Annotated in this window: 18 protein-coding genes; 10 read left to right on the top strand and 8 right to left on the bottom strand. The window is 64.6% G+C overall.

The window, feature by feature from the left end; all coding sequences use genetic code 11:
- Positions 1 to 429 precede the first annotated feature (429 nt).
- From TSA66_RS13450 to TSA66_RS13425, 6 genes are all read left to right on the top strand, one after another.
- Entirely contained in the window at positions 430 to 2,226 is a 1,797-nt protein-coding gene (locus tag TSA66_RS13450; RefSeq protein WP_040040406.1) for an ABC transporter ATP-binding protein, read from the top strand.
- Positions 2,227 to 2,275: 49 nt separating this feature from the next.
- Entirely contained in the window at positions 2,276 to 3,265 is a 990-nt protein-coding gene (locus TSA66_RS25610; protein ID WP_052452314.1) for an alpha-1,2-fucosyltransferase, read from the top strand.
- Between the two features lie 279 nt (positions 3,266 to 3,544).
- The gene (locus TSA66_RS13440) at positions 3,545 to 4,750 is read left to right on the top strand and encodes a GNAT family N-acetyltransferase (protein ID WP_040040405.1); all 1,206 of its coding nucleotides are present in this window, start codon (positions 3,545 to 3,547) and stop codon (positions 4,748 to 4,750) included.
- Positions 4,747 to 5,895 carry a GNAT family N-acetyltransferase gene (locus TSA66_RS13435; RefSeq protein ID WP_052452313.1) on the top strand — a complete coding sequence of 383 codons (1,149 nt, stop codon included), beginning with the start codon at positions 4,747 to 4,749 and terminating at the stop codon, positions 5,893 to 5,895. Before TSA66_RS13440 ends, TSA66_RS13435 begins: the two co-directional genes overlap by 4 nt.
- Before the next feature lie 178 nt (positions 5,896 to 6,073).
- Positions 6,074 to 7,213, top strand: coding sequence for a hypothetical protein (locus TSA66_RS13430; RefSeq protein WP_157691688.1), 1,140 nt, complete (start codon positions 6,074 to 6,076; stop codon positions 7,211 to 7,213).
- A gap of 195 nt (positions 7,214 to 7,408) precedes the next feature.
- The gene (locus TSA66_RS13425; RefSeq protein ID WP_040040402.1) at positions 7,409 to 8,098 is read left to right on the top strand and encodes a crotonase/enoyl-CoA hydratase family protein; all 690 of its coding nucleotides are present in this window, start codon (positions 7,409 to 7,411) and stop codon (positions 8,096 to 8,098) included.
- 118 nt (positions 8,099 to 8,216) lie between these two features.
- Here TSA66_RS13425 and TSA66_RS13420 read toward each other — a convergent pair whose 3' ends face one another.
- Genes TSA66_RS13420 through TSA66_RS13400 form a run of 5 tightly spaced genes read right to left on the bottom strand, consistent with a single transcriptional unit; the run spans position 8,217 to position 13,306 of the window.
- Positions 8,217 to 8,672: a universal stress protein gene (locus tag TSA66_RS13420; protein ID WP_198358794.1), complete on the bottom strand. Its 456-nt coding sequence runs from the start codon at positions 8,670 to 8,672 to the stop codon at positions 8,217 to 8,219.
- 11 nt (positions 8,673 to 8,683) lie between these two features.
- A complete protein-coding gene (locus TSA66_RS13415; protein ID WP_040040400.1) occupies positions 8,684 to 10,342 on the bottom strand; it encodes an L-lactate permease in 1,659 nt (552 codons plus the stop codon).
- Between the two features lie 56 nt (positions 10,343 to 10,398).
- On the bottom strand, positions 10,399 to 11,841 hold the full coding sequence (locus TSA66_RS13410) for a LutB/LldF family L-lactate oxidation iron-sulfur protein (protein ID WP_040040399.1): 1,443 nt from the start codon (positions 11,839 to 11,841) through the stop codon (positions 10,399 to 10,401).
- Entirely contained in the window at positions 11,838 to 12,527 is a 690-nt protein-coding gene (locus TSA66_RS13405) for a LutC/YkgG family protein (RefSeq protein WP_040040398.1), read from the bottom strand. Before TSA66_RS13405 ends, TSA66_RS13410 begins: the two co-directional genes overlap by 4 nt.
- Complete coding sequence (locus tag TSA66_RS13400; protein WP_040040397.1) at positions 12,527 to 13,306, bottom strand: (Fe-S)-binding protein; 780 nt, start codon at positions 13,304 to 13,306, stop codon at positions 12,527 to 12,529. Before TSA66_RS13400 ends, TSA66_RS13405 begins: the two co-directional genes overlap by 1 nt.
- A gap of 138 nt (positions 13,307 to 13,444) precedes the next feature.
- On the opposite strand from TSA66_RS13400, the gene TSA66_RS13395 reads away from it, so the two are divergent.
- Complete coding sequence (locus TSA66_RS13395) at positions 13,445 to 14,161, top strand: FadR/GntR family transcriptional regulator (RefSeq protein WP_040040396.1); 717 nt, start codon at positions 13,445 to 13,447, stop codon at positions 14,159 to 14,161.
- A 146-nt stretch (positions 14,162 to 14,307) separates the two neighbouring features.
- Here TSA66_RS13395 and TSA66_RS13390 read toward each other — a convergent pair whose 3' ends face one another.
- Entirely contained in the window at positions 14,308 to 16,530 is a 2,223-nt protein-coding gene (locus TSA66_RS13390; protein WP_040040395.1) for a malate synthase G, read from the bottom strand.
- 71 nt (positions 16,531 to 16,601) lie between these two features.
- Positions 16,602 to 17,288, bottom strand: coding sequence for a haloacid dehalogenase type II (locus TSA66_RS13385; protein WP_040040394.1), 687 nt, complete (start codon positions 17,286 to 17,288; stop codon positions 16,602 to 16,604).
- 196 nt (positions 17,289 to 17,484) lie between these two features.
- On the opposite strand from TSA66_RS13385, the gene TSA66_RS25605 reads away from it, so the two are divergent.
- Together TSA66_RS25605 and TSA66_RS13375 are read left to right on the top strand one after the other, a co-directional pair.
- Complete coding sequence (locus TSA66_RS25605; protein WP_052452312.1) at positions 17,485 to 18,399, top strand: queuosine salvage family protein; 915 nt, start codon at positions 17,485 to 17,487, stop codon at positions 18,397 to 18,399.
- Positions 18,400 to 18,528: 129 nt separating this feature from the next.
- A complete protein-coding gene (locus TSA66_RS13375; protein WP_040040392.1) occupies positions 18,529 to 19,407 on the top strand; it encodes a DNA ligase in 879 nt (292 codons plus the stop codon).
- A gap of 4 nt (positions 19,408 to 19,411) precedes the next feature.
- Here TSA66_RS13375 and TSA66_RS13370 read toward each other — a convergent pair whose 3' ends face one another.
- Positions 19,412 to 20,464 carry a saccharopine dehydrogenase family protein gene (locus TSA66_RS13370; RefSeq protein WP_040040391.1) on the bottom strand — a complete coding sequence of 351 codons (1,053 nt, stop codon included), beginning with the start codon at positions 20,462 to 20,464 and terminating at the stop codon, positions 19,412 to 19,414.
- A 167-nt stretch (positions 20,465 to 20,631) separates the two neighbouring features.
- Between TSA66_RS13370 and TSA66_RS13365 the strand changes: the two genes are divergently transcribed.
- Positions 20,632 to 20,844 (top strand): hypothetical protein, encoded by a 213-nt coding sequence (locus TSA66_RS13365; RefSeq protein WP_040040390.1) that lies wholly within the window; start codon positions 20,632 to 20,634, stop codon positions 20,842 to 20,844.
- Positions 20,845 to 20,884 lie beyond the last annotated feature (40 nt).

Below are 20,884 nucleotides of genomic sequence, written 5' to 3'. Positions count from 1 at the left end.
GAGGAACCCGGCGCTGGGCTCCCTGTCGTGTACAGCGTGATTGCTCTGTTCCAACTTTAGCAATCGGTGTGCCAAGCGGATTCGGGCGCAATGCGCGCGCGGCGGCATGGAATGCGCCTCAAAGTGGGATGGTGCGCCTTACCTGCGGGCACCGCCGCGATGCGTTTGCACTGGAAAGGTGCGGCGCGCATGCCTGTTTCAACGCCGGGCAATTCCCTTGGCGACATGGCGATCACGCGACATTGGCACGCATGACATCCGCGATGCATCAAACCCCGGCACTGCCGGCGCCGGCAAGCGCGAGAAATTTTGATCCGTCGCAATTGGAGCCGGGGACGGTGTCGGCAGCATCTCCACTCAGACCTCGCGTCGGCTTTTTCAGCAATTCACGGGCTGCGGCCAATACCGCAGCTGTGCAGCGGAGATTCTATGAAACAGTATCGCGGGACGGTGCAACGCCTGAGCCGGTTCCTCGCTTGCCTGCCCCCCCGGCGTCGCCGGCAGTTGCCGCCCCTGTTGTTCCTGATGCTGGTGTGTGCGGTGGCCGAGATGGTCAGCCTTGCCACGCTGGTCCCGTTTCTCGCCATTCTTGCCGACCCGGTGGCGGCCATGCAAAGGCCGTTCGTGGCCCGCATCGTGCAAACCCTGAATGCGGACAGCGCGGCCGAGCTGCGCCTGCGCCTGACCGTCATCTTCGCTCTGGCGGTAGTGATCGCGGGGGCGATTCGCTTTGCCGTCATCTACGCGGCCACGCGGCTGAACTACATCCTCGGCTACGAGCTCGGCACCGAGGTGTACCGGCGCACGCTCTACCAGCCGTACGATTTCCACGTCGCGCGCAACAGCAGCGAAACCGTCGGCGCCATCGACAAGATGGATAACGTGGTGTTCGTCATCTCCAGCATGCTGATCATCTGCAGCTGTTCCCTGATGGCGCTGTTCATCACCGTGACGCTCCTGCTGATCGACCCGGTGATCGCGGGCATCGCGCTGCTCGGATTCGGCTCCATCTACGCGCTGATGTCCATCTTCACGCGGCGCCGCCTGGCCCGCAACAGCCAGGTGGTCAACCGCGCCTACGGCAAGCGGGTGCAATCGATCCAGGAAGGATTGGGCGGCATACGCGACGTGCTGCTGGACCACACCCAGGAGTTCTATACCCGGCGCTTTCACGACACCGAAAAGACGATGCGGCTGGCGCAGGCCAGCACGGCCATCATCGGCGGCCCGAGCTCGCGCATCATGGTCGAGGCACTGGGCATCATCCTCATCGCGCTGCTCGGCTACTACATCACCGAGTCCCGGGGCAGCATCGCCGCCACCATTCCCACGCTCGGCGCGCTCGCGCTGGGCGCGCAGCGCCTGATGCCGCTGTTGCAGCAAACCTACCAGGGCTGGGTATACATATCCGGCAACCTCGACGTCGTGTCCGACGTGACAAGCTTTCTCGAGCGTCCGCTGCCGCGTTCCACCCGGTCCGCGGCGCCCGCCAGGAAGGCGGCGCTGCCGGCCCTGCCGTTTTGCAGCGCGATCCGCTTCGACAGCGTGTCGTTCCGCTACCAGCCGCACACTCCGCTGGTGCTGCGCGACTTCAACCTCGTCATCCCGAAGGGGGCGCGCATCGGCTTCGTCGGCGCGACCGGCAGCGGCAAGACGACGGCGATGGACTTGCTGCTGGGGCTGCTGTGCCCGACCGCCGGCCGCATCCTGGTCGACGATGTCGTGCTGGACGAGGATGCGCGCCTGGCCTGGCAGCGCAACATCGCCTACGTGCCGCAGATGATCTTCCTGACCGACGCCTCCTTCGCGGAAAACATCGCGTTCGGCATGCCGTCCGAGGACATTGATCCGGCCCGGGTGCGCGAGGCGGCGCGGCAGGCGCAGATCGCGGAATTCATCGAGTCGACCGCAGACGGCTATGCGACCACGGTCGGCGAGCGCGGCGTGCGCCTGTCGGGCGGCCAGCGCCAGCGCATTGCGATTGCGCGCGCGCTCTACAAGAAGGCCACCGTGCTCGTGTTCGACGAAGCCACCAGCGCGCTCGATGCCGACACCGAAGAGGCGGTCATGCAGGCCATCGAAAACCTGGGACGCGAGCTCACCATCGTCATGATCGCGCACCGCATCGGCACGTTGCGTGGATGCGATGCGATCTATCGCCTCAACAAGGGGCGCATCGTGTCGCAGAGCCGGTACGAGGACCTGGTCGCCAACGCCGCCGGCTGACCGCGGCGCCCGGCAAGCCAGAACAATCGTCGCAGCAGAGGGAGCCATCATGATCGTCGTGCAGATCCACAGCGGGCTGGGCAACCAGCTCTTCATGTACGCGGCCGCGCGCGCGCTCGCGCACAAGCACAACACCAGCCTGTATCTCGACGTCGATACCGATTGCCGCAACGGCGTCGACCATGGGCAGTACGTCGGTCATTCGTTTCAGCTGGATAAATTCCATATCGCGGCGCAGTACCCTGGCTTGTCGGAACCGGGCGGCAAGGCTGTGGTGTCGGGGCTGGGCCTGTATAGCGCGCTCAAGGTCCGCCTGCGCGAAAACGACCTGCTGCGCAATGCGGCAAGGCGCCTGCGCGACAACGGCATCGATCCGGCGCGCCTGCTGCTCAAGCTGTCCGGCAACGAGAAGCGCTTTTTCAAGGAAGAGCGCGGCGACTGGGGCTACAAGCCGCATTTCATGGATCTGGCGGACGACACCATCCTGCGCGGCTGCTTCTTTTCGTATAAATACTTCGATCCGATCCGGGAGCTGATCCAGCAGGAGCTGACTCTGAAGGTGCCGCTTTCCGCGCAGAGCAAGGCAGTGGAGGAACGTATCGCGGCCTGCCAGTCGGTGAGCCTGCATATCCGGCGCGGCGACGTCGTCACCAACCCCGAATACCGCAGCTGGTACGAGGGCGTGGTCACGGAAAGCTATTACCGCAATGCGACAACCTACATGCGCGAGCGGCTTGCCGATCCCTGCTTCTTCGTTTTTTCCGACGACATGCCGTGGGTGAAAGCCAACCTCAGCCTGCCCGGCAAGATCGTCTACGTGGACCATAACGGACCCGATGCCGGCTACGAAGACTTGCACCTGATGAGTCGCTGCAGGCACAACATCACCACGGGCTTCAGTTCCTTCAGCTGGTGGGGCGCCTACCTCAACAGGAATCCGGACAAGATAGTGCTGCGCACGCGGCGCATGAATGCGCTCGATCACCTGAATCACCCGGAGCACTTCTTCCCCGCGGACTGGAACGTCATCGATTCCTGAGGGTGGCATGTCAATGTCGCGCAAGTTCTTCCATGTTGCTTTGAACGTCGTCTATTTACGCTTCGTGTCGCGCCATTTGCCTGTTTGATGGTCCGCAAAAAAGCAGCGGCTTGGGATAGAGCTAAGCGCTTGCATGAACAAAGATGAGAACAACGATGAACGCCGGCGGCGAGTTTCTCGACGCAGTCGTTTGCCCTTTGAATTCCATAACAGCCCGTCGCTTATTGCTTGATTCGCGCCTGTTGCGGCAGGCGCGAACACGATTGGAGGATCACGCTCATGCAAGGCATCGATGTCTCGATGTATAACGATGCGGTGCCGCAGTTCGTGCACGAACCGCTGAACCGCCTCTACCGCCATCTGCATTCATCGCCGGCGTATCACGCGGTGTATGGCAATCTCGGTGCCGGCACGCATACCTGCGTGCTGCGGCAGGGCGCGGAGATCATCGCGGTGGTGCTGTATCGCTTCGACGGCAAGCGGGTGTGCGTCATCAACGAGCAGTGCACGTTCCCGCCCGATGTGATCGACGCGTTCGCGCGCCACATCTTTGCCCGCTTCCCGTCCACCGGCGTGATCTCGTTCCCGGTCATCGACAATATGCCGGCGGCGCTGCGTTATCCCTTCCTGGGCGCCAAGTGCACGCAGGACATCGTGCTGACGCTGCCATCCAGCGAAGAGCAATATCAGGCCCGGCTGGGCAAGTCGACGCGCACCTACATCAAGCGCTACTTCAACAAGCTCAAGCGCTGCCTGCCGTCGGTGTCGTGGACGACCCGCGAAGGCGACGCCGCCAGCGAGGCGGACGTGCGCGCCATCATCGAGCTCAACCGCGCCAGAATGGCCGGCAAGTACAAGGACTCGTACATCGATGACGCCGAGGCCGACCGCATCCTGCAGATGGTGCGCCGCTGCGGACTGGTGACCGTCATGACGATCGACGGCAAGGTGTGCGCCGGAACGATCAATTACCGCGTCGCTGACAACTACTTCTTGCAAGTCATCGCCCACGCACCCGACTACGACGATTACGGGTTGGGTACGCTGTGCTGCTATCTCACCATCTGCGAATGCATCGCGCGCAAGGCCGCCGAATACCACTTCCTGTGGGGATGCTACGAATACAAGTTCCGCCTGCTCGGCGTGCAGCGCGACCTCAGCCACCTGCTGGTCTACCGTTCGCGCCTTCACCTGCTCCTCAACGGCGCGGCCGCCGTCCGGCACGTCTGGCGCGGGCGGATGTACGAGGTGAAGAACTGGATGGAGCTCCGGGCAAGAAGATTGGATGACTCCAGCAGGCTCCACCGGGCTGCGTATCACTGCCTCAACGGGCTCAAGAAGGTCAAGCGCTCGCTCGATCGCTTCAGGATGCAGCATCGTCCGGCGGGTAGTCATGCCATGGCTGCGGCCGGGACCGGCGTGGCCGCGAAAGAGCCGCCGGCGTGGGGAGAAACCCGCAATTCGCAATCTTCAGGAGAACTATGAAAACCGCCGGCTCGACGCTTCCGCTGTCCCGCCGCCCGCCGCGCAACGAGCATTCGCTGCGGGTGGAGCAGGTGCAGATCGACTGCCATGAAAACGAGGTGCCGGCCTTTGCCGCCGCCGAAATAGACCGCCTGTACGGGCATCTCTACTGTTCGCCGCGCTACTTCGAGGCGGCAAGCGCGATGGCTGCGGCAAGCTGCTATGTCGCCAGCTCCGACGGCCACGCCATCGCCGTCCTTCCCTACCGGCGCACGCGCGACGAGGTGACCGTGGTCAGCGAATACCTGACGCTGGACGCGGCGGAAATCGAACGCTTTTGCCGCCACATGTTCAGCCGCTACCCCGGCGTCAAGCGCGTCACCTTCCCGAAGCTGCATGCGAACGTCGACACGCTCGCCCTGCCCCGGCACGCCATGGTGTGCAGCGAAGACATGGTGGTGCCGCTGCCGCCGAGCGTCAAGGATTACGAGAACGCCGTCGGCAAGAACATGCGCAGGAACATCAAGCGCTATTCGAGCGCCTTGAGCAAGGCATTTCCCTCCTACCGCTACGAACTCTATCTGGAGCGCGACATCAGCGAACAGGATGTGCGCGACATCATCGCCCTGAGCTGCATGCGCATGAAGAGCAAGAACATCGTTCCGCGCTTCGACGACACCGAGATCGACTGGATCGCCGCCTTCGCCAAAACCAGCGGCATAGTCGGCCTGGCACGCATCGACGGCAAGGTGTGCGCCGGCGCGATCGGCTTCCGGATCGGCGACAGCTACTTCATGCATGTCATTGCCCACCATCCGCAATACAACGACTACAGCCTCGGCATCCTCTGCTACTACCACACCATTTGCGAAGGCATCGCGCGCGGCGGAAAGCGCTTTCACCTGCTGCAGGGGCGTTACGGCTACAAGTACCGCCTGCTGGCGGAGCGGCGCGACATCCTCCATCTCGATGTCTACCGCAGCCGCGTCGCGGCGCTGGCCAGCCTTGCCCATATCGCGCGCAAGGAAGCCAAGGGTCGCATCTGGCTGGCCAAGCAATGGCTGCTGCATGACCTCGAACACAAGGAGGGACGGGGCTATCGGCTGCTGGCCAGGGCGGTGGATTTCCTGCGCAGGGCAAAACGATCGAAAGGAGCGACTGATTAGGGCGTGTTTTACAGGCTGCTGCGCGGTTCGGCACGGCGTGTGCGGTGCTCGGCGCATCGCTCGTATGCGCGCTCCCCACCGTCTCCACACCGCTCGCGACGCCTGTAAAACCCGCCGCTGGACCGGCTTTCAAGGAGCTGTTGGAACTTTTTTAACCTAGCAAGCAAGGATGGCCAACATGTTTGAGAAAAAGAGAATCCTGTTTCTACTTGCAACATCGGCACTGCTGGTATCGTGCGGCGGAGGCGGCGGAGACACGCCCGGCACCACGGCGGCCGCAAGCACGGGCGGCGCAACCTCGACCAATGCCAGCGGCGGAGCGCAACCTGCCGGCGGCACGACCGCCGCGAATAGCGGCACTCCGGCTGCGGGATCGACGACGACCCAGAAGCCGCCCGCAACCAGTCCGGGCAGCACCACGCCCGCGCCGACTGCAGTCGACCAGAAGCTCAACGGCTATGTGGAAGTGGTCGCCAACCAGATCCTGTACATCCGCAGGAACCGAATCATCTATCTTCCCGTCGTCATGAGCGAATTCGAGAGCGACAGGGGCATCGTCGACGTGGCGGCCGGCAGTCCGGTGGCGCACATCGACGGCCTCGAGGCGCAGGCCGCCGCCGCCGGCTGCAATCGCACCAACGATGGAACCTGCGCCGTGCAACCGCCGGCGGCCGCGCCGGCGGCGCCGATAGCCGCATTCGGCATCCGGGTCAGCAAGTATGTGCTACCCACGGCTGCGGGGCAGGCGGTGGGCAACCAGACCGTGGTGGGACGCATTGCGATCGACCTCACCGAGCGCACCGATTCCCCCGGCCTTAGCGCCAGTGAAGTGCCGGAGATCATGCGGTTTGTGATCGACAAGGTCGAGCTGTCGACCAACCAGAATGGCGAGCTGGCGTCCGTGAAGGTCCAGGATGGCGCGCAGATCCATGTCTACGGCCGCAGCGCCAGCGGCGTGGAAGTGCGGGAAAACATCCCCGCGCCTGCCGGCACGGTGCGCATACTGCCGATGGTGGACGTGCCCGACAATCATGGCGACACCACCAGCTTTTTCCTGCTGCTGGACCTGGAAACCGGGTTCTCGCAAGCCGGCCGCAAGCTCGCCGCGCTGGAAAACATCGCCGGCCACTTCGCCATGCACCTCACCCTGTCGTCGCTGCAGGAACTCGTGCGCCCTGCCGCCGGCGCAACGGCGGAATCCCCCGCCCTGGAGCGCAAGGAGTTGGTCGGCCAGTCGATTACGGTCAACGACCAGCCGCCGGTCAGCGGCGCCGGAATCAACGGCAATGCGTGGATCCGCATGTATCCGCCGCAGTAAATCGAGTCGCCGCACGAATCGCGCGCCCGGGCCTGAACCCCGGGCGTTTTTTTGGCGCCGCGCCGAATTATTTTCGAAGTCTCCCTCCATGGACAAATGCCCGTGCTTCATTGGAAGATGTCCGGCACGACATCTCCCGCCGGCTTGGCACGATGCCGGTTTATAACCAGCCCATCCCTATCAAGGAACATCATCATGAGCGAACTCGTCTCCTACCAACTCGCCGATGGCATCGCCACGCTGACCCTGAACAACGGCAAGGTGAATGCGATTTCACCGGACGTCATCGCGGCGCTCAATCAGGCGCTCGACCGCGCCGTGGAAGACCGCGCGGTGGTGATCCTCACCGGCCAGCCCGGCATTCTGTCGGGCGGCTATGATCTCAAGGTCATGACTTCTGGTCCGCAAAACGCCGTCAATCTGGTGACCGCCGGCTCGACTCTGGCGCGCCGCATGCTGGCCCATCCGTTCCCGATCATCGTCGCCTGTTCCGGCCATGCGGTGGCCAAGGGGGCGTTCCTGCTGCTGTCGGCCGATTACCGCATCGGCGTCGAGGGTCCGTTCACCATCGGTCTGAACGAAGTACAGATCGGCATGACCATGCACCATGTCGGCATCGAGCTGGCGCGCGATCGCCTGCGCAAGTCGGCGTTTCAGCGTTCGGTGATCAACGCCGAAATGTTCACCCCGCAGGCCGCGCTGGAAGCAGGTTTCCTCGACAAGGTGGTCGCGCCCGAGCAACTGATGGAGACGGCCGTGGCGATGGCGCAGCAGCTGCAAAAAATCAATATGGGAGCGCACGCGAAGACCAAGCTCAAGGCGCGCGAGGCATTTCTGAAGACGCTCGATCAAGCCATCGAGCTGGATCGGGCGGGGTTGATCTGATCTGAGGTGATCTGAGGAGGAACCTGCCGGCGGCAGGTTGCGCAGGCGGCGCGCTTTACAGCGTGTGCACCGCCTGCGCCGGGAGCGGCGCGCAGGCGCCGCTCCGGAACGGATGCGCTTATTTCTCGCGCACCAGCATCACGGACGTGGTGGCGATGCGCACCAGGTTTTCGGCGACGCTGCCCACCAGCATGCGCTCGACGCCGCGGCGGCCGTGGGTGCCGACCACGATCAGGTCGGCCTGCCACTGGCTTGCCGCGTCCGAAATCATTTCCGCGATGCGGCGCGGCGACGGCTCGATCAGCAGCTGTTCGGCCTGGCAGCCTGCTGCCGCCGCCCGGGCGACCGCCTGCTGCAGCAGCGCGTTGGCGGCCTGGCGCATCTCGGACTTGATCTGGTCGACGTCGATGTAGGAACCGAGTCCCATGCCGTGCTGGACCAGCGGGCCTTCGTCGATCGCGGTGGCGATGCACAGGGACGCGCCGAGCGCGCCGGCGATGCGGGCCGCTTCATCGAGCGCCTTTTGCGACGTGGGGCTGTCGTCGATCGCGACAAAAATACGTTTGCTCATCATCTCTCCCGAAATTATTTGACCATCGCGGTGAACGGCCAGACGTAAGCCTGCAGCGTCACGAACACGCCGACCAGCGCTGCCAGCGCGATCGAGTGGAAGAACACGTAGCGCAGGATGTCGCCTTCATGGTTGAACCAGCGGGTGGCGGTGGAAGCCACGACGATCGATTGCGCGTCGATCATCTTGCCCATCACGCCGCCGGAGCTGTTGGCCGCGCCCATCAGGTTGGGCGACAGGCCCAGCTGTTCGGCCGCCACGCGCTGCATGCCGCCGAACAGCACGTTCGAGGCGGTATCGGAGCCGGTCATGGCCACGCCGATCCAGCCCATCAGGGTGCCGAAGAACGGGTAGAGCACGCCGGAATTCGCAAACGCCAGGCCGAGCGTGGTGTCGGTGCCGGAGTAGCGGGTGAGCGTGCCCAGCGCCAGCATCAGAACGATGGTGACCAGCGAATAGCGCACCAGCCAGAAGGTGCGGAAGAAGGTGCGCACGATTTCGACCGGTTTGTACTTCATCGTCAGCGCGCCGATGATGGCCGCCAAGAGGATGCCGGTGCCGGTGGCGGACAGCAGGTTGAGCACGTACACTGCGCCTTCCGCGGTCGGTTTGGATACGACCGGCGGCATCTTCATGATCAGGTTGTTGAGGCCCTCGATCGTGAACTTGGGCGCGAACAGGCCGTTGAGGTAGGTCTTCACCGAAGGCAGGCCCCAGATGAACACGAACACGGTCAGGATCAGCCACGGGGTCCAGGCGCGCAGCAGTTCGGCGCGCGAGTACTTCTGCACCGGTTCGGCCGGCTTGGCGTCGCCGCCGTCGTTTTCATGGCCTTTCAGGGTGGGCGAGGTCCAGATCTTCTTCGGCTGCCACACGCGCAAGAACAGCACGAGCGAGACCATCGACACGATCGCGGCGATGATGTCGACCAGTTCCGGGCCGATGAAGTTCGACACCAGGTACTGCGGAATGGCGAACGACACGCCGGTGACCAGGATCGCCGGCCAGATTTCCATCATCGCCTTGCGGCCCGCGAAGGCCCAGATCAGCCAGAACGGCACCATCAGCGAGAAGAACGGCAGCTGGCGGCCGATCATGGCGGTCACTTCCATCAGGTCGTAGCCGTGCACCTTGGCCAGCGTGATGACCGGCGTGCCGAGCGCGCCAAAAGCCACCGGCGCGGTGTTGGCGATCAGGCTCAGGCCGGAAGCGGCCAGCGGCGAGAAGCCCAGGCCGATCAGGATGCCGGCGGTTACCGCCACCGGGGTGCCGAAGCCGGCGGCGCCTTCAAAGAAGGCGCCGAAGCAGAACGCGATCAGCAGCAGCTGCAGGCGGCGGTCGTCGGTGATGCCCGACAGCGACGCCTGCAAGACCTTGAAGCTGCCGTTCTGTTCCGACAGCTGCTGCAGGAAGATAATGTTCAGCACGATCCAGCCGATCGGCAGCAAGCCGGTGAAACCACCCAGCATCGCTGCCTTGCCGGCCATGCTGAACGGCATGCCGTACGCCAGGACGGCCACGGCCAATGCGGCCAACAGGCCCAAGCCGGCGGCGATGTGCGCCTTGATGTGCAAGAATCCCAGTGCGACCAGCATGACCACTACTGGTATTGCCGCCAGCATGGTCGACATGACCATGTTCCCTAGCGGGTCGTAAACCTGTTGCCAAATCATAAGTGTCTCCTCCAAAGGATGGCAGTTGCGTAAATCTGTTGTTCTTTCGCGTTAGCTCAGCGCCGGTCGCGCTCGCGCATCAGGTCGGCCAAGCTGCGCGGCGCCGGCTTGAGCGGCGCACGGTACTTGGTCCAGCCCAGCTGCTGTGACGGCGTGAGCGCGCGCAGGCGGGTGGCGGCCCAGCGGAACAGGCGGTACACCGCCGGGCGCGCGAAGGCGCCGCTCCAGAAGCGCCAGACTAGGCGCTCACCGCGGCTGAATTTGGCGCCCTGGCCGCGCAGCGGATGCGCGACCTGTTCTTCCGGGTTGCGGTTGGCTTCGGTGCGCAGGCGCACCAGCAGTTGCGGGATCGGGATGCGCACCGGGCAGACTTCGCCGCAGGCGCCGCACAGGGTCGACGCCGTGGTCAGGTCCGCGGTGGCTTCCAGCCCCAGCAGGTGGGGCGAGATGATCGCGCCGATCGGACCCGGGTAGGTCGTGCCGTAGGCGTGCCCGCCGATGCGGCTGTAGACCGGGCAGTGGTTCATGCAGGCGCCGCAGCGGATGCACTGCAACGTGGAGCGCAGCTGTTCGTCGGCATAGGCCTGGGTGCGGCCGTTATCGAGCAGCACCAGGTGCACTTCGCGCGGCCCGTCCAGTTCGCCGGGACGGCGCGGGCCGGAAATGAGGTTGAAGTAGGTGGTGATCGCCTGTCCCGTGGCCGAGCGCGTGAGCAGGTTGGACAGCGGCACGATGTACTCGAGCTTGGCCACCACCTTTTCGAGGCCCATGATCGCGATGTGCGTGTCGGGCACGGTGGTCGACAGGCGGCCGTTGCCTTCGTTTTCCACCAGCCACAGCGTGCCGGTGTCGGCTGCCGCGAAATTGACGCCGGACAGGCCGATGTCGGCATCCACGAAGGCCTGGCGCAGCGCGCGCCGGCCGGTCTGGATCAGGGTGTCGACATCCTCGGTGTAGGGCGAATCCGGGATGTTCTTTTCGAACAGTTCGCCGATCTCGCCGCGCGTCTTGTGAATGGCCGGCATCACGATGTGCGACGGCTTTTCGCCGGCCATCTGGACGATGTATTCGCCCATGTCGGATTCCAGGCAGGCGATGCCGCGCTCTTCGAGGTAATGGTTCAGCTCGATCTCTTCGCTGGCCATCGACTTGCCCTTGATGATGCGCTTGGCCTGGCGCGACTGGACGATGCGATGGATGATGTCGTTGGCATCCTGCGCCGTCGCTGCCCAGTGCACGTGCACGCCGGCTGCTTGCAGCTTGGCTTCGAGCTGCACCAGCAGGTCCGGAAGATTGGCCAGCGCATGCTGGCGGATCGCTTCGCCGAGGTCGCGCAATTGCTCCAGCTCGTCGCCGTCCGGAAACTGGGCGCTGCGCTTGGTTTGCAGGAAATCCATCGCGCCGCGAAAGCTCTTGCGCAGCTTGGGATCGTCCAGCGCGCTTTTGGCGCGCGCGCGGAAATCCGCCGTGGGAACAAAATGCAGCGGTGTCGTGCTCATGGTGTCGCTTCCGTGGCGTCGTCGGTGACGATGATGACCCACATGCGGCGCGGTCCGTGCGCGCCGTAGGCCAGCGTCTGCTGGATATCGGACGTCTTGGACGGGCCGGATACCAGCACCAGGTTGGTCGGCATGCCGTCGCGCCAGCGTTCGGCGCGCGCGGCGGCGTGCAGGTCGGCGTGCAGCGTATTGGCATACACCAGCGCGATGTGCAGCGGCGGCACCAGCGACACGGTGCGTGGCGTGCCGGCGTCGGGCGCCAGCACCAGGGTGCCGGTCGCGGCGATGCCCGAGCGCGCCACCGTAAAGCCGGCGTCGACGCTGTCGAACAGCTCGGACTTCCAGGCTTCGATCGGTTGGGAAAACGGCAGCGCCTGCATCGTCGGCGGCAGCGCCTGCGACAGCGCCGCGCCTTCCGCGCCGGCCGTGTCGAGCAGCAGGCGGCGCACGCCATGCGCATCGAGCTGCTGCGCCAGCAGCGCAGGCCACGCCGAGCGCGACGCCTGCCAGACCTCGGCGTGCGATGCCGTCATTGCCGCCTGCAGCGACTGCGCCAGCTCGGATGCGCTGCGCGTAGCGCGCCGCGCGTCGAAGTGGGCGTCGATGCGACGGTCGAGGTCGACGGCGGCAGCCGCCTTCGGCGCGGCGGCCCGCAGGCGACCGAGCATGATTTCGCGTGCGTTCATTATTTCTCTCCCGCGCCGCCGGTACGCCGCCACAGGAAGCTGGCCAGATGCTCGACCGGCAGCGGCGCGCCCTGATGCTGCGCCGCGTGCCCGATATTGAGCAGGCAGCCGCAGTCGGCGGAAACCAGGCGGTCGGCACCAGTAGCGCAGGCGGATGCGATCTTGTCCTTGACCATCGCGCCCGAGATGTCGGCATGCTTGAGCGCGAACGCGCCGCCGAAGCCGCAGCATTCGGACTCGCGCTCATGTTCGAGGCGGGTCACGCCGGGCAGCGCATCGACCAGTTCCACGCCGTGCTGGCGCGTGCCCATTTCACGCCGCGCCGAGCAGGAAGTGTGCAGCACCACGCTTTCCGGGGCTTGCTGGCCGGGTGATGTGTCTTGCAGCTGCACCTTCATGACGCGCAGCAGGAATTCGCCGAGCTCGAAAATCCGTTCCGACAGCGCGCGCGCTTTTGGTCCGGCCACCGGATCGTCTTCGAACAGCGTCGGCCAGTGGTGCCGCATCATGCCGGCGCAGGAGCCGGACGGCACGATCACCGGCCAAGGTTCGGCAAACAGGTCGAGCTGCGCGGCTGCGACAGCGCGCGCCTCGACCGGATTGCCGCTGCTATAGGCGGGCTGGCCGCAGCAGCTTTGGCCTTGCGGGAAATGAACGGTCAAGCCTTCGCGTTCCAGCAGTCGGACCGCATCCAGTCCAGCCTGCGGCATGAACAGGTCGATCACGCAGGTGCCGAACAGGTAAACCTGGCTCGGGGGAGCGGGATATTGCCTTTGCATGGAGCGTCTCCGTATAGAGTCCGGCGGGAGGCGTCGGACCAAGCGTGTTTTTGCGTTTTCTTATTCTTGGTCGCATAATCCCGGTATCTATGAGGATACGCAAATTGGTTGGACCAATTGTGTGGTGTGCGAGGAACAATGAACGGCAATCAACACCGCGGGCGCGTGGAAGGCGTCATGCGCCAGCTTGAAATGGCTTTACTGAATGGCACCTATCCTGCCAATACCCGGTTGCCGGCCGAGCGGGAACTGGCGCAGCGCTACGACGTGTCGCGCAACACCGTGCGCGAGGCGCTCCAGCGTCTTGCCGCCCGTGGCTTGGTGCGCAGCCGCCCGGGCGCCGGCGTGTACGTGTCGGACCAGCTGCGCACCGGCATGTCTTCGCCCTGGGGACAGCTGGTCGCGGACCATCCTGCGGTGCGCGAAGATATCCTCGAGTTTCGCCGCGTGCTGGAAGGCGCCACCGCCTATTTTGCCGCGTTGCGCGGCAACGACCAGGATATCGAGCGCATCCGCGCGCTGATGGCGGAGCTCGACCGCGCCCGCCAGGAAGACGACAAGTCGGCCGAATCGGATACGGATGCCCAGCTGCACGACGCGATCGCGCTGGCTTCGCACAACAGCATGTTTTTACACCTACACGGCAGCATCATGAGCATGCTGCGCGAACACATCACCTTGAATGTCGTCGGCTTGCGCGAGTTGGAAGAAGGCATGTCGGCACAACTCTTGATGCAGCACCGCACGATCTGCGACGCCATCTGCGCGCGCCGCCCGGAAGAGGCGCGCACCGCGATGCAGGCGCATATCGATTACGTGCGCGCCAACCTCGCATACGACCCTGCCCGCACCTGAACTGGTCAGACCGGCAGCCCTTATGGGCAGTAAATGCCCGGTGCATGCAAAAGAAAATCCCCTGAATCCGAAAGGTTCAGGGGATTTTGATATTACATCTACAACATGCCGGCACGGGCAGCGGCCCGCGCCGGCGGCTTCGTCGATCAGGCTTGCGCCTTGACCTTCAGGCGCCATGCGTGCAGCAGCGGCTCGGTGTAGCCGCTGGGCTGCTCCAGGCCCTTGAAGACCAGGTCGCGGGCGGCGCGATAGGCGTAGGACGTATCGAAATGGCCGGCCATCGGCTGGTACAGCGGGTCGCCGGCGTTTTGCGCGTCGACTACCTTGGCCATGCGCTGCAGGGTTTCGTCCACCTGTGCGGCGGTGACGACGCCGTGCAGCAGCCAGTTGGCGATGTGCTGGCTGGAGATGCGCAGCGTGGCGCGATCTTCCATCAGGCCGACGTTGTGGATGTCGGGCACCTTGGAGCAGCCGACGCCCTGGTCGACCCAGCGCACCACGTAGCCGAGGATGCCTTGCGCGTTGTTGTCCAGCTCCTGCTGGATTTCCGCAGCCGACCATTTGGCTTCGGGCACGACCGGAATCTGCAGCAGGTCGTTCAACAGGCGCTCGATCTCGCTCGGCGCATCGATTTTTTCCAGTTCTTTCTGGACGTCCGCCACGTTGACTTGGTGATAGTGCAGCGCGTGCAGGGTGGCCGCCGTCGGCGACGGCACCCAGGCGGTGTTGGCACCGGCCTTCGGATGGACGATCTTTTGTTCCATCATCGCCGCCATCAGGTCAGGCATGGCCCACATGCCCTTGCCGATCTGGGCGCGGCCGCGCAGGCCGGACGACAGGCCGGTCAATACGTTGCTGCGCTCGTAGGCGGTCAGCCACTTGCTGGTCTTCATGTCGCCCTTGCGCATCATCGGGCCGGCATGCATCGCGGTGTGCATTTCGTCGCCGGTGCGATCCAGGAAGCCGGTGTTGATGAAGGCCACGCGCGCGCCCGCTTCCTTGATGCAAGCCTTCAGGTTCACGCTGGTGCGGCGCTCTTCATCCATGATGCCGAGCTTGACGGTGTTGGCGGGAAGTCCGAGCAATTGCTCGACGCGGCCGAACAGTTCGCCGGCGAACGCGACTTCGGCCGGGCCGTGCATCTTCGGCTTGACGATATACACCGAGCCGGTGCGCGAGTTGCCGATGGTTTGGCCGGCCTTGCGCTTCAAGTCATGCAGCGCGATGGTGACGGTGACGACGGCGTCCAGGATGCCTTCGGGGATTTCACGGCCGCCTTCCAGCAGGATCGCCGGGTTGGTCATCAGGTGGCCGACGTTACGCAGGAACAGCAGCGAACGGCCATGCATCGTCACCACGCCATCCTTGGCGTCGGTGGCGCCGACACCGGCGGTGTACTGGCGGTCGGCGTTGAGCGTGCGGTTGAAGGTCTTGCCGCCCTTGGACACGCTTTCCACCAGCGTACCCTGCAGGATGCCGAGCCAGTTGCTGTAGGCTTGCACCTTGTCTTCGGCGTCTACCGCTGCCACGGAGTCTTCCAGGTCGAGAATGGTCGACAGCGCGGCTTCGACGATCACGTCGGACACGCCGGCGGCGTCCTGGCCGCCGATCTTGGTGGCGCGGTTGATCTGGATGTCGATGTGCAGGCCGTTGTTCTTCAGCAGGATCGAGGTCGGCGCGTTGGCGTCGCCCTGGAAACCGACGAATTTCTTTTCATCGGCCAGACCCGTGGTGCTGCCATCCTTGAGCGTCACGACGAGCTTGCCGCCGTCCACGTGGTAGGCGGTCGAGTCGGCGTGCGAGCCCTTGGCCAGGGGCGCGCTCTGGTCGAGGAAGTTGCGGGCGAAGGCGATCACTTTCGCGCCGCGCACCGGGTTGTAGGCTTCGCCGTTGGCGCCGAGCTTGGTGGCGCCGTCGGTTTCCGGCAGCGCATCGGTGCCGTACAGCGCGTCGTACAGCGAGCCCCAGCGCGCGTTGGCGGCGTTAAGCGCATAACGTGCGTTCAGGATCGGCACCACCAGCTGCGGGCCGGCTTGCAGCGCCAGTTCGGCGTCGACGTTGGCGGTGGTCGCCTTGACCTCGCCCGGTGCCGGCAGCAGGTAGCCGATCGATTGCAAGAAGCCCTTGTAGGCGGCCATGTCGGCGATCGGGCCCGGATGGGCGCGGTGCCAGTTGTCCAGCTCGGTTTGCAGGCGGTCGCGCTCGGCCAGCAGCGCGGCGTTCTTGGGCGCCAAGTCGTGAGCGACGGCGTCGAAGCCTTTCCAGAAAGCGGCGCTGTCGATGCCGGTGCCGGGCAGTACCTGGTCTTCGATGAAGCGGTACAGAACTGTAGCCACTTGGAGTCGGTGGCAAGCGGTGCGTGCAGTCATGTGTGTCCTCGTATGTGGTTGCGACTATTGGAAATCAAAAAAACGGAGCTGCGAATCCCGTGCGTTGCGCCTCATGAGTGCTCGCGCTCGTGTTCGACGAAGGCGGGCAGGTCGGCCAGCGAGCTACCCTGCCCGTACGGCGTCACGCCGAGCTCCTCCATGGGCGCTCCGGCGCGATTGACCCAGAACGCCTTGTAGCCGAACCAGGTTGCTCCGCACACGTCCCAGCAATTGCTGGAGACAAAAAGGATATTCTTCGCGCCGGTGCCGAGCATGTCGGTGCCGATCTGGTACGCCTCTGGCGCGGTCTTGTATTTCTGCACGCTGTCGACCGACAGCACATGGTTGAACAGCGCCTGCATGCCGGCCGCTTTCACGACGGCTTCCAGCATTTGCGAATTGCCGTTCGACAGAATCGCCAGGCGCAAGCCTTGTGCGCGCAATTGCTGCAGCACGGACAAGCACTCCGGGAACGGCGACAGCTTCGCATACTGCGACATGAGCGCCTGCTGGGCATCGAGGTCCAGATTGAGCCCCAGCTTTTTGCAGCTGAACACCAGCGCATCCTGGGTCACTTCCCAGAACGGCTTGTAGGTCGAGCACAGGGTGCGCAATTGCGTGTATTCGATCTGCTTGGCGCGCCACAATGCCGCCAGCGCGTCGCCCTGGCCGGGAAACAGCTTGTCCGCCAGCCGGCCGATCGAGTACACGTCGAACAGGGTGCCGTAAGCGTCGAAGAGGATTGCCTGGATTGCCACGGATGCAGTCGTACAGAATGAAGGATTGTGGAAAAGTATATGCGATCAAAAAGTCATATGCTTCACGATTTTGTCACTTGATTTGTGCGTTTTTGTCACAAATGGAGCGATTCTCAGGCAGTTTTCCCTAGCTAGGGTCGTCCAATCGCGATTATTGTCGGTTATCCTTGCTTATAAGTAACATTGAGGAGACCGCATGTCTGCACCGCACACCGCCAAAGAACGCCTGCTCGACCAGGCCTGTCAAGATTACCGGCCCGAACTCGTCGCCATCGATGCCGAGGCGATTGCGCGGCTGCCGGCGCGCGCCGAGCGCTTCAGCCACCTGACGGTCGGCTTGTTCGGCAAACCCGCCGGCCAGACGCCGGAAGGGGCGGCGGCCTACAGCATCGCGTTAAACAGCCTGAACTTCATGTTCTGGACGCCCACAACGGAGGGCATGGCGCGCTACCACTGGAACAACGAGGGCGGCGCGCACGGTCTGAAGGCCGCCTTTGACCAGGTGTGGGGCGACGAGCCAACGCCAGTCCGGCTGCGCGAGCGCCTCGGTTCCGGCTTGGAGCAGGCGGTCATCGATATCCTGGGCGACATTCCCATGCCGCGCCGGCGCGCGCAATTCCTGCGCGAAGTGCTGTCGGGCGATCAGCTGGAGCAGACCGCTGCCGAACTGGTCGCCGCCGGCAACGCCGGCCGGCTCAGTTCGGACGATGCCGAGCGGCTGGCCAAGCGCTTCCCGATGGCGTACGGCCAGGACGCCTACCTGATGCGCGCGCAGCTGGCGGTAATGTGGTACGCCGGCTATCTGATGGAGCAAGGCATCCAGGTCGACTGCGACGTCACAGTCGCCGCCAGCTACCAGATGCCGCGCGTGATGCGCTCCATTAAAGTCCTGCGCTTTGCGCCGGGGCTGGCCGCCAAGATCGACAGCCACGAGTTCATCCTGCGTGACAGCGAGGAAGAACGCGCCATCCGCGCCGCCACGGTGCTGGGCGCGCAGGCGATGGCGCAGCATCTGGGCGTGTCCGAGCACGCAATGGTCAACACCCTGTGGCAGAACCGGCATGCGTGCGGGGCGATTCCTTATCACTTGACGATTACCACTGATTATTGAGCTTGCGCGCCTGCAGGCGCGCCGCACTCGCACTGGATGATCCGGTTTTTTCGTTTTGTTGCAAAATTAATAATAAAATGCTCGGCTCAAGACGATTCTTTCCGAGACAACAGCACACCGATACCCGCCATGATGCCAATCCGATTACCCGCCCTGCGCCCTCTGCTCGCCTTGCTCCTGCTGTGCGGAGCGCTGCATCCCGCCACCTCCGCATGCGCCGCCCGGCACGACGCCGGGGCGCCGCCTTTGCTGCTGGCGCAAACCTGGCCCGAAGGGCATGACCCCGCCGGCTATCTGGTGAGCGAAAAGCTCGATGGCGTGCGCGCCTACTGGGACGGCAAAACCCTGGCATTTCGCAGCGGCCGGCCGATCCACGCACCGGCCTGGTTCACCGCACAACTGCCGGCGCACGCGCTGGATGGCGAGCTGTGGATGGGGCGGCGCAGCTTCGAGCAGCTATCGGCCGCCGTGCGCCGCCAGGAGCCGCTCGACGCGGAGTGGAAAAGCATCAGCTATCAAGTCTACGAACTGCCCGGCGGCGCCGGCAGCTTTAGCGAGCGCATCGCCGCCATGCAGGACAGCGTCGCGCAAGCCGGCGTGCCGTGGCTGCGCGTGCTGCCCCAGGTGCGCGTGGCCGACCGCGCCGCGCTGCAGCTGAAACTGGCGCAAGTCGTGCGCGACGGCGGCGAAGGCTTGATGCTGCATCGGGCCGACGCGGCGTGGCAGACCGGGCGCTCGGATGTGCTGCTGAAACTCAAGCCGCAGCAGGATGCGGAAGCCGTGGTCGTCGCGCACGAGGCGGGGCGCGGAAAGTACCAGGGGCTGCTCGGTGCGCTCGTCGTGATGACGCCGGACGGCCGGCGCTTCCGGCTGGGCACGGGCCTGAGCGATGCCGCGCGCCGTACGCCTCCCGCCATCGGCGCCACCGTCACCTACCGCTACCGCGATCTTACCGCTGCCGGCTTGCCGCGCTTCGCCAGCTTCCTGCGCGTGCGCGACAGCGAGTAGCCGCCTATTCGAGCACGAGCGGGCCCGAGCCCGGCAGCCGCGCGACGAGGTCGGCGCCGGCCAGCAGCGACGGCGTGTAATAGCCGCCTTCCGGCGCGTGTGACAGCACGAACTCGGCCATCGCCAGCGCGCCGGCCACGGACAGGCTGTAGCCGTTGGCGGTCTTGATGCGGGCGGTCTTCTTCTGCCCGCCGGCGTTGGTCGCCTCGCCCCAGACATGGGTCGGCAGGCGGTTGCGCGTTTGTTCGTCCGGGCCGCGCACCGACTTTTCGATGCGCCTTTTCAGGAACGCCTGCACCGCCTTCATGCGCAGCAGCCATTGCAGGTAATTGGCGCGGCGCAGGTTGCTGACCATGCCGGGCGTCGCCGGAATGTAGACCTCGATATTCGGGATGCCGGTGCTGTAATACGCGGTGGCGACGTCGCCCCAGGGAATCGACATGGCCAGCTTTTCGCCGTCGCCGAAATCGATGCGGCGCACCTGGTAGGCCAGCGGCACGGTCACGATCCGGCCGTCGCGCCGCACCTTGCCGCCCTGCGCCAGCCCCTCGACCGAGGTCTTGGCGGTGCCCGGCGAAAAGCCGGAGCGCGAATCGAAACCGAGGCGCAGCGTGATCGCGTCGGGCAATGCCGCCTTCAGCGCGCTGGCGACGCAATCGGTCGGAATGACGTCGAAGCCGACGCCGGGGCAAAGCACCACGCCGGCGTCGCGGGCGCGCGCATCGAGCGCGTGGGCATGCTCGAACACGCCGATTTCGCCGGTAATGTCGAGATAGTGCGCCCGCGCCTGCAGGCAAGCCTCGATCATCGGCGCGCTGGTGGCCGAGAACGGCCCGGCGCAATTGAGCACCAAGCTCATGCCGGAGACTTGCTTGGCCGCTTCCAGCGGATCGTCGAGGCTGAATACGCGGCAGGGCAGTGTCAGCTCGCCGGCCAGGCGCTCGATGCGTTCCCGATGGCGACCGGCCAGCACCGGCCGCAGGTTGCGCCGCTTCGCTTCGCGGGCAATCAGTTCGCCCGTATAGCCGTTGGCGCCATAGATCATCCAGCTGCTCATCGCTGCTCCCGTGGTGTTATCGCTGATGACAAGGATGAACGATTGTAAACGCTGCCTGATGATGGAAGATCAAGGGCCGGTGACGACGGCTTGGCTTATCGATCTTTGCCGGAACATTGCTCCATGGAAGCTGTCTATCCAGCGATCAATATTTTCGGAGTGACACAATGAGCAAGATTCGTGTGGGTGATACGGTCGCGTTCCGGCGCGACGTGGCCGGAAAGTGCGCCTCGGGCGAGGTGGCAAAGTATCGGGGCGTGGTAACCGGCATTGCCGGCGAGTGGCTGTTCATCGAGGAAACCGGTGGGAAGACGAAGGTGATGCCCATTGTGCAAATGACCCGGGTGGGACCCAACGGAGCGCTCCTCGAACTGGTATGACGCGGCGGTGCATAATCCCGTATTTCACCGCAGCCCCCCT

Source organism: Noviherbaspirillum autotrophicum (assembly GCF_000818395.1).
GTDB classification, from domain to species: Bacteria; Pseudomonadota; Gammaproteobacteria; order Burkholderiales; family Burkholderiaceae_D; genus Noviherbaspirillum; species Noviherbaspirillum autotrophicum.
Note: the sequence above shows the minus strand (reverse complement) of the source record. Positions and strands in the feature narration are given on the sequence as shown.

What these genes read in the sequence shown, in the direction of transcription:
- TSA66_RS13450 (WP_040040406.1), top strand. Translation starts at nt 430, where the DNA reads ATGAAACAGTATCGCGGGACGGTGCAACGCCTGAGCCGGTTCCTCGCT.
- TSA66_RS25610 (WP_052452314.1), top strand. Translation starts at nt 2,276, where the DNA reads ATGATCGTCGTGCAGATCCACAGCGGGCTGGGCAACCAGCTCTTCATG.
- TSA66_RS13440 (WP_040040405.1), top strand. Translation starts at nt 3,545, where the DNA reads ATGCAAGGCATCGATGTCTCGATGTATAACGATGCGGTGCCGCAGTTC.
- TSA66_RS13435 (WP_052452313.1), top strand. Translation starts at nt 4,747, where the DNA reads ATGAAAACCGCCGGCTCGACGCTTCCGCTGTCCCGCCGCCCGCCGCGC.
- TSA66_RS13430 (WP_157691688.1), top strand. Translation starts at nt 6,074, where the DNA reads ATGTTTGAGAAAAAGAGAATCCTGTTTCTACTTGCAACATCGGCACTG.
- TSA66_RS13425 (WP_040040402.1), top strand. Translation starts at nt 7,409, where the DNA reads ATGAGCGAACTCGTCTCCTACCAACTCGCCGATGGCATCGCCACGCTG.
- TSA66_RS13420 (WP_198358794.1), bottom strand. Translation starts at nt 8,672, where the DNA reads ATGATGAGCAAACGTATTTTTGTCGCGATCGACGACAGCCCCACGTCG.
- TSA66_RS13415 (WP_040040400.1), bottom strand. Translation starts at nt 10,342, where the DNA reads ATGATTTGGCAACAGGTTTACGACCCGCTAGGGAACATGGTCATGTCG.
- TSA66_RS13410 (WP_040040399.1), bottom strand. Translation starts at nt 11,841, where the DNA reads ATGAGCACGACACCGCTGCATTTTGTTCCCACGGCGGATTTCCGCGCG.
- TSA66_RS13405 (WP_040040398.1), bottom strand. Translation starts at nt 12,527, where the DNA reads ATGAACGCACGCGAAATCATGCTCGGTCGCCTGCGGGCCGCCGCGCCG.
- TSA66_RS13400 (WP_040040397.1), bottom strand. Translation starts at nt 13,306, where the DNA reads ATGCAAAGGCAATATCCCGCTCCCCCGAGCCAGGTTTACCTGTTCGGC.
- TSA66_RS13395 (WP_040040396.1), top strand. Translation starts at nt 13,445, where the DNA reads ATGAACGGCAATCAACACCGCGGGCGCGTGGAAGGCGTCATGCGCCAG.
- TSA66_RS13390 (WP_040040395.1), bottom strand. Translation starts at nt 16,530, where the DNA reads ATGACTGCACGCACCGCTTGCCACCGACTCCAAGTGGCTACAGTTCTG.
- TSA66_RS25605 (WP_052452312.1), top strand. Translation starts at nt 17,485, where the DNA reads ATGTCTGCACCGCACACCGCCAAAGAACGCCTGCTCGACCAGGCCTGT.
- TSA66_RS13375 (WP_040040392.1), top strand. Translation starts at nt 18,529, where the DNA reads ATGATGCCAATCCGATTACCCGCCCTGCGCCCTCTGCTCGCCTTGCTC.
- TSA66_RS13370 (WP_040040391.1), bottom strand. Translation starts at nt 20,464, where the DNA reads ATGAGCAGCTGGATGATCTATGGCGCCAACGGCTATACGGGCGAACTG.
- TSA66_RS13365 (WP_040040390.1), top strand. Translation starts at nt 20,632, where the DNA reads ATGAGCAAGATTCGTGTGGGTGATACGGTCGCGTTCCGGCGCGACGTG.